The sequence below is a fragment of the Nonomuraea sp. bgisy101 genome (assembly GCF_057708945.1).
On sequence record NZ_JBYITD010000010.1, the window covers coordinates 162,179 to 174,768 of the forward strand.

Annotated in this window: 13 protein-coding genes and 1 tRNA gene; 6 read left to right on the forward strand and 8 right to left on the reverse strand. The window is 70.2% G+C overall.

Features of this window, described 5'->3' with window-relative positions:
• Window positions 1-117: 117 nt before the first annotated feature.
• Window positions 118-1,380 carry a serine--tRNA ligase gene (serS, locus tag AC3EO4_RS20540; protein ID WP_379574906.1) on the forward strand — a complete coding sequence of 421 codons (1,263 nt, stop codon included), beginning with the start codon at window positions 118-120 and terminating at the stop codon, window positions 1,378-1,380.
• Here serS and AC3EO4_RS20545 read toward each other — a convergent pair.
• Both AC3EO4_RS20545 and AC3EO4_RS20550 read right to left on the reverse strand, forming a co-directional pair.
• The gene (locus AC3EO4_RS20545) at window positions 1,373-2,833 is read right to left on the reverse strand and encodes a hypothetical protein (RefSeq protein WP_431897136.1); all 1,461 of its coding nucleotides are present in this window, start codon (window positions 2,831-2,833) and stop codon (window positions 1,373-1,375) included. The two genes, serS and AC3EO4_RS20545, sit on opposite strands and share 8 nt — an antisense overlap.
• Window positions 2,834-2,876: 43 nt before the next feature.
• Window positions 2,877-3,422 (reverse strand): TetR/AcrR family transcriptional regulator, encoded by a 546-nt coding sequence (locus AC3EO4_RS20550; RefSeq protein WP_379574908.1) that lies wholly within the window; start codon window positions 3,420-3,422, stop codon window positions 2,877-2,879.
• An 89-nt stretch (window positions 3,423-3,511) separates the two neighbouring features.
• Between AC3EO4_RS20550 and AC3EO4_RS20555 the strand changes: the two genes are divergently transcribed.
• Window positions 3,512-4,654, forward strand: coding sequence for an FAD-dependent oxidoreductase (locus AC3EO4_RS20555; protein ID WP_431897138.1), 1,143 nt, complete (start codon window positions 3,512-3,514; stop codon window positions 4,652-4,654).
• 173 nt (window positions 4,655-4,827) lie between these two features.
• Here AC3EO4_RS20555 and AC3EO4_RS20560 read toward each other — a convergent pair whose 3' ends face one another.
• Entirely contained in the window at window positions 4,828-5,031 is a 204-nt protein-coding gene (locus AC3EO4_RS20560; RefSeq protein ID WP_183652851.1) for a cold-shock protein, read from the reverse strand.
• Window positions 5,032-5,254: 223 nt separating this feature from the next.
• On the opposite strand from AC3EO4_RS20560, the gene AC3EO4_RS20565 reads away from it, so the two are divergent.
• Window positions 5,255-6,064 carry an HAD family hydrolase gene (locus AC3EO4_RS20565; protein WP_431897140.1) on the forward strand — a complete coding sequence of 270 codons (810 nt, stop codon included), beginning with the start codon at window positions 5,255-5,257 and terminating at the stop codon, window positions 6,062-6,064.
• Here the strand turns inward: AC3EO4_RS20565 and AC3EO4_RS20570 are convergent.
• Both AC3EO4_RS20570 and AC3EO4_RS20575 read right to left on the reverse strand, forming a co-directional pair.
• Window positions 6,055-6,567: a bacterial proteasome activator family protein gene (locus tag AC3EO4_RS20570; RefSeq protein WP_379574912.1), complete on the reverse strand. Its 513-nt coding sequence runs from the start codon at window positions 6,565-6,567 to the stop codon at window positions 6,055-6,057. The two genes, AC3EO4_RS20565 and AC3EO4_RS20570, sit on opposite strands and share 10 nt — an antisense overlap.
• 5 nt (window positions 6,568-6,572) lie before the next feature.
• A complete protein-coding gene (locus AC3EO4_RS20575; protein ID WP_379574913.1) occupies window positions 6,573-7,529 on the reverse strand; it encodes an NAD(P)H-quinone oxidoreductase in 957 nt (318 codons plus the stop codon).
• Between the two features lie 115 nt (window positions 7,530-7,644).
• On the opposite strand from AC3EO4_RS20575, the gene AC3EO4_RS20580 reads away from it, so the two are divergent.
• A complete protein-coding gene (locus tag AC3EO4_RS20580) occupies window positions 7,645-9,588 on the forward strand; it encodes a MinD/ParA family ATP-binding protein (protein ID WP_431897142.1) in 1,944 nt (647 codons plus the stop codon).
• Window position 9,589: 1 nt separating this feature from the next.
• Here the strand turns inward: AC3EO4_RS20580 and AC3EO4_RS20585 are convergent.
• Window positions 9,590-9,676, reverse strand: a tRNA-Ser gene (locus AC3EO4_RS20585).
• Between the two features lie 85 nt (window positions 9,677-9,761).
• Between AC3EO4_RS20585 and AC3EO4_RS20590 the strand changes: the two genes are divergently transcribed.
• Window positions 9,762-10,067, forward strand: coding sequence for an STAS domain-containing protein (locus AC3EO4_RS20590; protein WP_431897144.1), 306 nt, complete (start codon window positions 9,762-9,764; stop codon window positions 10,065-10,067).
• Between the two features lie 31 nt (window positions 10,068-10,098).
• Window positions 10,099-10,929 (forward strand): BtrH N-terminal domain-containing protein, encoded by an 831-nt coding sequence (locus AC3EO4_RS20595; RefSeq protein ID WP_431897146.1) that lies wholly within the window; start codon window positions 10,099-10,101, stop codon window positions 10,927-10,929.
• Here the strand turns inward: AC3EO4_RS20595 and AC3EO4_RS20600 are convergent.
• Together AC3EO4_RS20600 and AC3EO4_RS20605 are read right to left on the reverse strand one after the other, a co-directional pair.
• Window positions 10,912-11,598 (reverse strand): TIGR03943 family putative permease subunit, encoded by a 687-nt coding sequence (locus AC3EO4_RS20600; RefSeq protein WP_431897147.1) that lies wholly within the window; start codon window positions 11,596-11,598, stop codon window positions 10,912-10,914. The genes AC3EO4_RS20595 and AC3EO4_RS20600 overlap by 18 nt on opposite strands.
• Before the next feature lie 5 nt (window positions 11,599-11,603).
• Window positions 11,604-12,584 carry a permease gene (locus AC3EO4_RS20605; RefSeq protein ID WP_431897149.1) on the reverse strand — a complete coding sequence of 327 codons (981 nt, stop codon included), beginning with the start codon at window positions 12,582-12,584 and terminating at the stop codon, window positions 11,604-11,606.
• Window positions 12,585-12,590: the final 6 nt, after the last annotated feature.

Sequence of the window (12,590 nt, forward strand, 5' to 3'; positions counted from 1 at the left end):
TGCACCCGCGGGAGCGGCGGCCACGACCGGCGGTGATGCCGCCGGGGCGGAGCGTGCTCGCCGTACCCGATCAGAAAGCAGGCGCGGGCGGACACGGTGGGTCGGTAGCCTTGGTCTGTGATTGACCTGCGTACCCTTCGTGAGGACCCCGACCGGCTACGGGCTTCGCAGCGTGCCCGCGGTGAGGACGACGCCGTCGTCGACACGCTGCTCGACCTGGATGAGCGCCGCCGCGCCGCGCTGACCTCGTTCGAGTCTCTGCGCGCCGAGCAGAAGTCCATGGGCAAGTCGGTCTCCAAGGCCTCCGGCGAGGAGAAGCAGGCGCTGCTCCAGCGGGCCAAGGATCTCGCCGCGCAGGTCAAGTCGGCCGAGGCCGAGGCCGAGAAGCTCGGCGCTGAGCTGCAGGAGCTGCTCGGGACCATCCCCAACATCGTCTCCACCGAGGCACCCCACGGCGGCGAGGACGACTACGTCGTGCTGGAGACCGTCGGCGAGCCGCGGGAGTTCGACTTCGAGCCGCGCGACCACCTGGAGCTGGGCGAACTGCTCGGCGCCATCGACATGGAGCGCGGCGCGAAGGTCTCGGGCTCGCGCTTCTTCTTCCTGCGCGGCGTCGGCGCCCGGCTGCAGCTCGGGCTGCTCAACATGGCCATGCAGCAGGCGATCGAGGCGGGCTTTGTCCCGATGATCACGCCGGTGCTGGTCAAGCCCGAGACCATGGCGGGCACCGGTTTCCATGTCGCCCACGACAAGGAGATCTACCGCCTGCCCGAGGACGACCTCTACCTGGTCGGCACGTCCGAGGTGTCGCTGGCGGGCTACCACGGCGACGAGATCCTCGACGGCTCGGAGCTGCCGCTCCGCTACGCGGGCTGGTCGTCCTGCTTCCGCCGCGAGGCCGGCTCCTACGGCAAGGACACCCGTGGCATCATCCGCGTCCACCAGTTCGACAAGGTCGAGATGTTCTCCTACTGCAGGCCCGAGGAGGCCGACGCCGAGCACCAGCGGCTGCTCGCGTGGGAGAAGGAGATGATGGCCAAGATCGAGGTGCCCTACCGCATCATCGACACCGCGGCCGGCGACCTGGGCATGTCGGCGGCGCGCAAGTTCGACTGCGAGGCCTGGATCCCGACCCAGGGCCGGTACCGCGAGCTGACCTCGACGTCCAACTGCACCGAGTTCCAGGCGCGCAGGCTGGGGTCCAGGTTCCGCGACAAGGACGGCAAGCCGCAGTTCCTCGCCACCCTCAACGGCACGCTCGCCACGACCCGGTGGATCGTCGCCATCCTGGAGACCCACCAGCAGGCCGACGGCTCGGTCGTGGTGCCGAAGGCGCTGCGTCCTTACGTGGGTCTCGACGTGCTGGAGCCCGTCAAGTAGCCGTGGTCGTCCGCGGCCCCGCGCCCTTCACGCGCAGGGCCGCGACGCATCCGGCGGTCGCGGCCGCGAGCCCGAACAGCACGGCCAGCCCCACGGCGGTCCCGTACCGGTCGGGCCATCCCGCGCTCCACCCGTGAAACGGCAGGGCGACGCCGAGCGCCGTGAACACCCCCGTCCCGAACGCCACGGTGAGTCGCCGAACGGTCAGCCCCACCGCACCTGTGATCGCCAACAGGACGATCAGCGTGACGGCGAGCGCCATCATGCCGAGCAGCCCCATGAGCAACGCCCACGTTCCCACGCCCGCTCCGAGCGGGAGCAGCGTGGCGCATCCACACGCGGCGAGCACGCAGGCGACCGTGACGGCAACCGCTCGGCGGGGAGTGCCGACGCCCAGCGCCAGCGCGAAAGCACCGAGCCCGGCCAGCACCGCGACCGCCGTCTCCTCCCCCACGTGCGAGCCGAACCGGTCAAGCGGCGTGGCGTCAGCCTCAGAGAGACTCCCCGCCGCCGTGAATCCCAGCCTCCGCCAGGTGCCTGCGGGGTCCCTGACCGCCACACCGTCGAGGCCGTTGGCGACCACCACGACGTGTTGGCCACCCGGCAGGTCCTGAACCGCGAGCACGACGGATGCTATGGAGATGACGGGGTCGTAGGACGCGCGCCCGAGCAGATCGAAGGGCTCGGGGGCCAGGGCCCGCTCCAGGAGCGCCACCCTCCCGCCGGACACCTCCCACGACGGCTGCCATGACACGCCGCCGTCGTCGGACTGTTCGACCTTCATCAGGCCCTTGACGATCCGGTAGCACCGTTGTGCCCGACCGGGCACACAGGCGGTCGACTGGCCAAGTATCTCGCGCCGGGAGGCGGCCGACCGGCCGGGACCCTTCGATTCGTCGCGCCGGGCGCTCCAGGTGCGGCCGCCGTCGAAGGAGACGTTGTCGGCCGCGCTCCCGTGCACGATCGCGACGATCCCCTTCCCTTCGACACGGACGTCCTCGACGGCGGGAATGGGCGGCGCGATCGAAGTGGCGGTGACGGCGAGGGTGGCGAGCGGGATCGCGAAGACGATCCTCGACCGTGTGGGGACGGTGTCGGCGTGCCGGCGGACCCACCAGGCGAGAGCCAGGGCGGGGAGGGCCAGGAGGTCCGTAGGATCCGCCAGGACGCGCGAAGGGCCGGCCACGAGGGTCCAGGCCTGGGACGCCACCTCCGCGCCCGTTTCGGTGCATTTGACGACCGCGAAGACGCCCCCGGTGAGGAGGAGCGCCACGAGGTCGGCCCTGCGGCGCAGCACGAGGGCCAGCAGGGGCGGCGCCACCAACAGGCCCGCGACGTCGCTCAACTTGCCTGTGAGGAACCCGGGCCAGGCCTGCTTGAGCAGGTGGTCGTTGACCAGCAGCACGATCACCGCGACGACGGTCACGGGGTGGCACGACCAGGCGTACTTCATGACCGGTTAGAAGGCGATCGGCCCGTCGCGGTTCGCCGGATCGTCAATCGATCAGGTAACGCTGGATGGTCGGGCCGAGCCAGGCGACGATCTCGTCGTGGGTCATCGCGACCACGGGAGGCAGGCGCAGGATGTAGCGGGTCAGCGCCATGCCGAGGATCTGGGAGGCCGCCAGGCCCGCACGGACGGGCGCGGTGGACGGGTCGGGGCACAGGCGGGCGGCCACGGGGCCGAGCTGGCCGGCGAAGATCCCCCGCATGCGCTCGGCGGCCGCCTCGTTGGTGACGCCGGTGCGCAGCAGCACCTGAAGCGCCTCGTCGCTCTCCCACAGCGCCAGGAAGTGCCTGACCATCGTGGACCCCACCTCCTCGCGCGCCATCGTGGGCAGGTCGGGGAAGTGCAGGTCGAAGTGGGCGGCGGCGGCGAAGAGCTTCTCCTTGTTGCCGAAGTACCGCATCACCATGGCCGGGTCGATGCCGACGTCCGCGGCGATGGCCCTGATCGTCGCCTTCTCGTAGCCGTCGGCCGCGAAGCGTTCGCGGGCGGCGGCCAGGATCGCCGCCTTGGTGTCCTCGGACGTTCTCCTCATGTCAACAACTGTAGGCCAACAAGTGTTGACATCGCTACCCGAGCGGGGTCATAGTGATGCCAACAAGCGTTGACCTGAAGGAGTGCGAGATGAGCAGCACCACGGACGTCCTGGTCGTCGGCGCGGGTCCCACCGGGCTCGCCGTCGCCGTGTCCCTCGCCCAGCAGGGGTTCGACGTCACCGTCGCGGACGACCAGGCCGAAGGCGACAACACCTCCCGGGCGGCCGTCGTCCACGCCCGCACCCTCGAGGTGCTGGAGCCGCTGGGCGTCACGGAGGCCATGACCGCGCGGGGCATCCACTCGCCCCGCTTCACGATCAGGGACAGGGACAGGGTGCTCGTGCCCGTCGACTTCAGGTCGCTGCCGACCGCCTACCCCTACACGCTGATGATCTCCCAGGCCGACACCGAGAAGATCCTGCTGGCCAGGTTCGAGGAGCTCGGGGGGCGGGTCGTCAGGCCGTACCGGCTGGTGGGCGTGACGCAGGACGGCGAGGGCGCGACGGCCACCTTCGACGACGGCGGCAGCGTGCGCGCCAGGTTCCTGGTCGGCGCGGACGGCATGCACAGCACGGTGCGCGAGCAGGTGGGCATCGGGTTCAGCGGCGGGACGTACGCCGAGTCGTTCTCCCTGGCCGACGTACGGCTCAGCGGCGGCGTCCCCGACGACGAGGTCGAGCTGTTCTTCTCCCCCGAGGGCCTGGTGGTGGTCGCCCCGCTGCCGGGAGGCGCGTTCAGGATCGTGGCGACCGTGGACCAGGCGCCGGAGAAGCCCGACGTGGCCTTCGTGCAGCGGCTGCTCGACACGCGCGGGCCCGTCAAGGAGAGGGCCGTGGTCCAGGAGATCGTCTGGGGCTCGCGCTTCAGGGTGCACCACAGGGTGGCCGACGCGTACCGCTCGGGGCGGGTGGTGCTCGCGGGCGACGCCGCCCACGTGCACAGCCCGGCCGGCGGGCAGGGCATGAACGCGGGCCTGCAGGACGCGACGGCGCTCGGGGAGGCCCTGGGCGAGGCGCTGCGGACCGGCTCGGCGGACCCGCTGGACGGCTACGCGGCCAAGCGGCGGCCCGTGGCCGAGCAGGTGGTGAAGTTCGCGGGACAGCTCACCGGGCTGGCGACCGTCAACAGGCGGTGGCGCCCGCTGCGGAACGTTCTGCTGAGGACGCTGGCCGTGCTGCCGGTCTTCAGGAAGAGGCTGGCGTGGCGGCTGTCGGGGCTGGTGTACCGCTGAACGCGCCGCGTCCCCTGCCCTGGCCGGCGCAGCTGGAGGAGCGTCTCCCTGGACAGGCGGTCAGCGGTGACCGGGGTGGGCGCTGCCGTGCGTGCCGTAACGCCCGACATGCCCCAGGAGACGAGAAAGAGCGGGGACCGGATGGTCCCCGCTCTCACCTCGTAGCTATCAGGTCAGATGGCACGGACCTGGGAGGCCTGCGGCCCCTTCTGGCCCTGCGTGATCTCGAACTCGACCCGCGCCCCGTCTTCAAGGCTGCGGTAGCCGTTGCCGACGATCTCGGAGAAGTGCACGAACACGTCCGGCGCACCGCCGTCCGGGGCGATGAAGCCGAAGCCCTTCTCGGCGTTGAACCACTTGACGGTTCCCTGAGCCATAAAAGCTCTCCCTCAGGATGTGAATCTATGGGACCCGCACCTCGCGAATCCCGGTTGGTCGTACAGCAAGCACCCGGGGTGGCTCAGACAATCTCATGCCGGTTTTCACTACGGGATCAGCTAATACAACGCCATCACATCTAACACCATTCGGCCGCGTTGGTGTTCCCCTCCCTAGGAAGATTTCTGGGGAGCGGCATCACAGTGCAAACTGGAACCTGTTATGCCGACCCACTCTTCGACCCCTCGACTCGTCGCCACCGACCTCGACGGGACCGCACTTCGCGCCGACGGAACCGTGTCCTCACGTACCGCCGCCGCCTTCTCCGAAGTCGAGCGGGCAGGCTCGATGCTGGTCTTCGTCACCGGCCGTCCGCCCAGGTGGATGCGCGTGGTCGCCGACGCCGTACGGCATCGCGGACTGGCCATCTGCGCCAATGGAGCCCTGCTCTACGACCTCCACACCGAACGGATAGTCGAGTCGCACCTCATAGCGGCCGACGTCCTCGAAGAGGTCGTCGCTCAGCTTCGAGCGAACGTGCCCGATCTGACATTTTCGGTCGAGTACGAAGGCGGATTTGCGCATGAGTCGGATTTCGGACTCGGTGGCATCGGCAGCAAGGCGGTGAGGGACCTCAGGGCCGGCGCCTCGACGCTCACCTCGCGTCCCTGCGCCAAGCTCCTCGCCCTCCATCCGGGAATGGACCCCGACAGCCTCCACGAGGCCGTTCACGAGCTCGTCGGCCATCTGGTGACCACCACCCATTCCAGCGGCAGGGCGCTCGTCGAGATGAGCGCGCAGGGCGTCACCAAGGCCTCCGCCCTCGCGACGCTTTCGTCCGCCCACGGGATCAGGCCCGCCGAGGTGATCGCGTTCGGGGACATGCCGAACGACCTGCCCATGCTGGCCTGGGCAGGTCGTTCGTACGCCGTCGCCAACGCCCACCCCGCCGTGCTCGCCGCGGTCGACCATGTGACCGCGGCGAACGACGACGACGGTGTGGCACGCGTGCTGGAAGAGATCTACAGGTAGGGACCCGAGCCACTGGCCCGCTGCGGGTCCTGCGACATCCCTCCAGGCAGCGCCTTGCGCATCTGCTCCAACTGGGCACGGGCCGCCATCTGCTGCGCGAACAGCGTGGTCTGGATCCCGTGGAACAACCCCTCAAGCCAGCCGACGAGCTGGGCGTGCGCGATGCGCAGCTCCGCGTCGCTCGGCGGCGTGCCGTTGTCGTCGGTGAACGGCAGCGAAAGCCGCTCGAGCTCCTCGACCAGCTCGGGCGCGAGACCGTCCTCAAGCTCCTTGATCGAGCTCTCGTGAATCTCCTTCAACCGCTTGCGGCTGGCCTCGTCGAGAGGTGCCGCCCTGACCTCCTCGAGCAACGTACGGATCATGCTGCCGATGCGCATCACCTTCGCGGGCTGCTCGACCAGGTTGGTGACCGACCGCTCTTCCTGCTCACCACTATCGCCCTGGGCGCTGAAGCCCTCGGGTCCCACCACCACGATGTGGGGGGTGTTCTCCTCAGCGTTCATAGCTCTCAACCTACTAGCAGGATCTTTCCGAAGTGTTCCCCGGAATCGAGGATCTCGTGGGCACGGGCGGCCTCGGCCATGGGGACCCTGGCGTACACGATCGGCCTGATCGCGCCCGCCGACACCAGCGGCCACACGTTGTCGGCGACCCCGCGCACGATCGCGCCCTTCTCGTCCGTCGGCCTGGACCGGAGCGTGGTGCCGTGGACGGCGGCGCGCTTCCTGGTCAGCGCGTGCAGGTCGAGCTCGCCCTTCGTGCCGCCCTGCAGTCCGATCACCACCAGACGTCCGCCCGTTTTAAGGGCTTTGACGTTCCCTGGAAGATATTTGGCGCCGATGATGTCGAGGATCACATCCGCCTGGACCTTCTCCGCGAAGTCCTCCGTCCGGTAGTTGATCGCCTCGTCCGCGCCCAGCTCCAGGCACCGCTCCGCCTTCTCCTGCGACCCGACCGTCACCACGACGGGCGAGCCGAACGCCTTGGCGAGCTGGATCGCGGTCGTGCCGATGCCGCTGGCGCCGCCGTGCGCCAGCAGGGTCTCACCGCGCCTGAGCCTGGCGGTCATGAAGACGTTCGACCAGACCGTGCAGACCGCCTCCGGCAGCGCCGCGGCCTCGTCCAGCGGCAGCCCCTCCGGCGCGGCCATCACCTGCTGCCATGGCACGGCCACCCGCTCGGCATAGCCGCCGCCGCTCAGCAGAGCGCAGACGCGGTCCCCGACCGCGAACCCGACGGCGTCAGGGCCGACCTCGGAGATCACCCCCGAGCACTCGAGCCCCGGATAGGGCGAGGCGCCGGGCGGAGGGTCATAGAAACCCAGCCGTTGGATCACATCGGCCCTGTTGACCGCTGAGGCGGTGATATCGATCACGACTTCGCCCCGCTCGGGACGCGGATCCGGCACCTCCCGCCACTCCAGAACCTCTGGTCCGCCGGGCCTGGTGATGACAATCGCTCGCATGCGACCCACGGTAGCCGGGCGGTGAAGTTGCGGGTTGGCTGCATTCAATGGAACACAGGGCGTTAATCTGCAATGTGTTTGCTGCACCTTTACACCCGTCCCGAGGGGGAACACGGTGGCAAGGCACGATCGTGAAGAATCTCTCGAGGAACAGCTCGCCTGGCTCGACGCCATCAAGGAGAACGACGAGGAACCAGTCAAGGTCAGCGCCAAGACCGGCTCCGTCTCCGTGACCACGGACGACACCGTCGTTTCGCCGTATCCCAAGGATCCATGGCTGTCGGTGCCCACGGAGCAGGACACCCCGACCCCGCCGCTGTTCCGCGCCGCGGTCGACTCGGTGTACGGCCCCGAGGCCGCGGAGGAGCTGCCGGCCGAGGAGGCCGAGGCCGCCGAGTGGTTCGAAGCGTCGGTGGAGGCGGAGAGGCCGCCGACGTTCGGCAGGGACGACGACGACGCCTTCATGGCCCCGTTGAAGCCGCTTCCCCGCCCCGACGACACCGACTCCTACCGGATGACGGCCTTCGACAAGCCCCTGGCGGCCGAGTCCGAGGGCAGCATGTTCGACCCGCTGCCGCCGGAGGAGCGCACGGACCCCTCGTGGCCGCAGCCGCCGTGGCCGCAGCCGTCCGCTGAGAGCTTCGAGGGCATCGCGGACGTGGAAACGGTCCAGGGCGAGGTGGTCGACACCCAGCCGTCGTTCGAGCCGCCGCGCCAGGACGAGCCCGCCTTCGGGCGGTTCACCTTCGGCTCGCGCCCCGAGTCCGAGCCCCTCGAAGCCTCGCGCCCCGAGTCCGAGCGTTCCGAAGCCTCGCGGCACGAGGTCGAGCGTTCCGAGGAGGTCGAGCGTTCCGAGGTCGGGGACCACGACTCCGAGCGCCGCGACATGGAGGCCCGGGACTCCGAGCGTGACGACGCCCGTGGTCACGAAGTCGAGCGACATGAAGTCGAGAGGCACGAGGTCGAGCGGCAGCCCTTCGAGCACCGCTTCCAGCGCCGCGACGAGCGGCCATGGGCCGAGGAGCCGTCGGTGGAGGTGGTCGTGCAGGAGGAGTCCTTCCCCGTACGGCGCCGCGCCCAGCCTCCCGTGCCGGTGTTCACCGCGCCGTCCCGCCCGCCGCTGGGCGACCGGCCGACCGCCGAGAGCCTGGACCCCGACTCGCTGCTGCGCGGCAGGAGGAACGCTCCCGCCAAGGGCTGGCGCCGCCTGGTCTACAAGGCGTCGGCGGGCTGGATCAAGCCGGGCGAGCCTGCCGACGTGCGCCGCCGCAGGGCCCTGGTGGCCAGGGCGCGCACGCCTGTCTCGACCGGGCACCACCGCGTCGCCGTCCTCAGTCTGAAGGGCGGCGTCGGCAAGACCACCACCACGGTCGGGCTGGGCGCCACGCTGGCGCAGGTCCGCGGCGACCGGGTGATCGCGGTCGACGCCAACCCCGACCGCGGGACGCTGTCGGACAAGCTGGAGCTGGAGACCTCGGCGACCGTGCGCGACCTGCTCAACGAGCGCGCCCAGGTCAAGCGGTACGTGGACATCAGGGCCTTCACCTCGCAGGCCACCTCGCGGCTCGAGGTGCTCGCCTCCGACCGCGACCCCTCGGTGTCGGAGGCGTTCAGCGCCGCCGACTACCAGCAGGTCGCCCAGGTGCTGGAGAACTTCTACTCCATCTGCATCACCGACTGCGGCACCGGCCTGCTGCACTCGGCCATGTCGGGCGTGCTCGGTCTGGCCGACCAGATCGTGCTGGTCAGCTCGCCTTCGGTGGACGGCGCGCGGGCGGCCTCGGCGACGCTCGACTGGCTGGAGGCGCACCACTACGGCGACCTGGTCAGGGACGCGACGGTGGTGCTGTGCAGCGTACGGCCGAGGTCGAAGTCGGCTGTGGACATCGCCAAGCTGGAGGCGCACTTCGCGGCGCGCTGCCGTACGGTGATCCGCGTGCCGTACGACCCGCATCTGGAGGAGGGCGCGGAGATCGACCTCGACCGGCTGCAGGAGCCGACGAGGGACGCCTACCTCCAGCTCGCCGCGGCCGTCGGAGACGGCCTGGCGGGAGCGTGAGCGGAGGGTAAGGGATTCGAACCCTTGAGGCCATCGCTGACCTGGCCGCTTTCAAGGCGGCTGCACTCGTCCACTATGCGAACCCTCCAGTGCGCACACCACCTTAGCGGCTAACGCTCGTCGCGGCAGGGGTGTACCTTCGGGAGAAGGCTCCTACGCGGGAGGCAACCCCGTTGGCAGAACTGAATGTCGAGGTGGAACGCTCCCCGGGGGCTGCGGTGGTACGGCTGGAGGGCGACCTCGACAAGCTCACCGCATCGGTCCTTGACGAGCGCCTCTCGCACCTGCTCGCAGAGGGCGTCCACACGTTCGTGGTGGACGCCTCAGGGCTGGAGTTCTGCGATTCCAGCGGGCTGTGGGTGCTGATCGAGCACCTGCGCCACGTGCGGGAGCGCGGCGGCAGCCTGCGCCTCACGGGGGTGCACGGCGTGCTGCGGCGGGTGCTCGACGTCACGGGGCTCAACTCCGCCTTCCCCTGAGCGTTCCCGCTCGTCCCGAGGAGACATCGACATGCATCGTGAGTCCAGGCTGCTGCGGAGCCTGCTCGGCACCCATTCCGAGGCGATGTGGCTGGGCCTGGGCGGCGGCATCGGTTTCATGTGCTTCGTCTTCCGGTACAGCGGGCAGCCCCCGATGCTGACGATCGTCACGCAGGCGCACCCCGAGCCCATGATCGGCAAGGCGCTCGCCCGCACGGGCGTGCCGCACCAGGTGAGGCGGACCGGCTCGCCGAAGGTGGCCGAGCGGAACCTGAGGGCGGCGCTGGACGCCGGCCACGGGGTGATCTGCCGCATCAGGCGCCCAGGCCAGGACTTCCCCGACCCCTGCGACGTGGCGGTGCTCGGGATCGACGGCGACGTGGTCAGGCTGCTCGACGGCGAGATGCCGCTGACGGCCTTCATGACCGAGTGGTCGGCCGTCAGGAAGGAGAAGCACCAGCTCACGGAGATCACCGGGCCGCCCACGGCCGAGCCCGACGTCAGAGCGGCGATCAAGGAGACGGGCGACAGGCTGAAGGGCCCGGTCCTCGGCAACAGGTTCGACGTGAACTTCGGACTGTCGGGGATGCGGCGGCTGGCCGAGCACCTGGCCGACCCCGAGGTGCTCGAGAGCTCACGGCAGCGCGTCCACGACTGCCTGGAGGTGGAGCACACCGCGCCGGGCGCCACCAGGCCGCTGTACGCCGACTTCCTCGACGAGGCGGGGAACCACCCCGCCGCGCCCCTCTACCGGACCGCGGGCGAGCTCTGGTCGCAGGTGGCCCGCGACCCCTCCCCTGAGCTGGTACGGCGGGCGGCGCAGGTCGAGGAGGAGGCCGCCGAGCTACTCGTAGGGTTCTGAGGGCGCCTCCACCGGCTCCACGTCGGAGGCGGCGAGCTCGGCGTAGATGACGCCGGTGGCGTTCTCGTCGATCTCGGTCGGCACCCACGTCCCCGTGACCTGGACCCAGGTGTCCGGCTTGGGCGGCGGCGCGTCACGCACGATCACCTTCAGCGCGTAGGCGTCGGCGGCGCAGCAGGCCAGCTGCATCCTCGTGACGTACCACTGGCCCTTCTTCCTGGCGGGCGTGACGAACCCGGTCAGCTTGACCCGTTTGTCCTTGAGGGTCTGGTTGGAGTCGCTGAAGACCCTGCCGATGAACTCGCTCATCGGCATCTCGGCGGGGCGGTCGCCCTCCAGCGGCGCGTAGGCGTCGAGCACCTGGGGCGCGGGCGGCGGCGGGGCGTCCGACCTGGCCGCGGCGAAGGAGCCGAGCGCGGGCGGCGCGACCAGGAAGACGGCGAACACCGGCAGGCACAGCAGCCATGCCACCTTGGGCCCGTGATGGTGATGTTCGCCAGAGGCGGCCCTGCGGATCAGGCCCAGCACCCCGATCGCGAAGATCACCACGCCTGCCGCGATGAGGAAGGGCCTGAAGCCCGGCTTGACGTAGTTGACGTACGTCGTGGAGAACGCCGAGATCCGCAGCAGCGCGCCGCCGAGCAGCATCAGGACCAGGTTCTGCGACATCCGGCTCACAACAGGATCCATCCGACGAGGACGCTGGCGGCGATCGCGAGCGCCAGCGTGACCGGCACGAACCTGACCGCGAACGCCTTGCCGAACGTGCCGGCCTGCAGCGCGATCAGTTTGAGGTCGACCATCGGCCCGACCACCATGAAAGCCAGCTTGGCGGTGGGCGAGAAGGCCGACAGCGAGGCGGCGACGAACGCGTCGGCCTCCGAGCAGATCGACAGCAGCACCGCGAGCCCCGCCAGCACCAGCACCGACAGCCACGGCACGTCGGCCAGCGCGGTCAGCCACTCGCGCGGCACGGCGACGTTCAGCGTGGCCGCGGCCAGTCCGCCGACGATGAGGAACCCGCCCGCGTGCAGGAGGTCGTGGCGCATCGCCTCCAGGAACGAGCCGTGGTGGTGGCTCCTGTTGCGCAGCCACTCGGCCTTGCCGAACCGCAGCCACAGCCACCCCACGCACACCGCGGCCAGCAGCGACGCGGCGAAACGGGCCAGCACCATCAGCGGCTGGCCGGGGAAGGCGACGGCGGTGGCGACCAGCACCACCGGGTTGATCGCGGGCGAGGACAGCAGGAACGCCAGCGCGGCGGCGGGCGTGACACCCCTCTTGATCAGCCCGGACGCCACGGGCACCGAGGCGCACTCGCATCCGGGCAGCACCGCCCCCGCCAGGCCCGCCACCGGCACCGCGATCGCGGGCCGCCGGGGCAGCGCCCTTGTCCAGAAGCCCTCGGGCACGAAGGCGGCGATCGCCGCCGACAGCGCCACCCCGAACACCAGGAACGGCAGCGCCTGCACGCAGATCGCCACGAAGATCGTGGCCCAGGTTTGCAGCGCGGGATCGGTCAGGTGGGGAGCGAGCAGGAACCTGCCCGCGAGCAGGGCGGCGATGACACCGAGGAAGAGCCACGGCACCTGCCTGCCGGAGCGCGGCCTGCCCCATTCGTCGGGCGGGATCTCAAGCGTCCTGGGGACGGACATGGACAC